The sequence below is a fragment of the Gemella sp. GH3 genome (assembly GCF_013415425.1).
Taxonomy (GTDB): domain Bacteria; phylum Bacillota; class Bacilli; order Staphylococcales; family Gemellaceae; genus Gemelliphila.
The window spans coordinates 1-433 of the sequence record NZ_JACBYC010000230.1 but is presented as its reverse complement, the minus strand read 5'-3'; the positions used below and the strand labels follow the sequence as shown (position 1 = coordinate 433).

Below are 433 nucleotides of genomic sequence, written 5' to 3'. Positions count from 1 at the left end.
CTTTTGGTACAGTCCAACACCAATTTATCAAACTCCTGTTCTTTTCTCATATCTACCATAAACCACTGTCCCGGAGCTTGAAGAGCTTCTGTATCCCATCGGGTTTCATCATCATAATCTATTGCATTCTGAGCCGCATTCGTATTATTCGATGCCGAAGCAATCCATCCTGTCATATCCAGAGGAACTTCCTCGGCTACTTCTTCAGACTTATAAACATAAAATTCGTGGATTGACCAGTACAAGTCTTTCGATCCTGTTTGGTTTATTTTTATATATCGTCCTTTTACTGTTTGGTCTAAGATAACAAACAACATGTTGCTATTTCCTTTTCCTGTAGCTACGCTATTCCACGAAGCCCCATCGCTTGACACGAGAATCTCATAACCTACAGGATAATCTCCCGAGCTGGCTGAATAATCAAGAATAATAG

General features: G+C 40.2%; 1 protein-coding gene. It reads right to left on the bottom strand.

Annotated elements, in window-relative coordinates:
• Window positions 1–433, bottom strand: a 433-nt coding sequence (locus HZY83_RS07850) for a discoidin domain-containing protein (RefSeq protein WP_179943485.1), incomplete at both ends; no start/stop codon positions are given.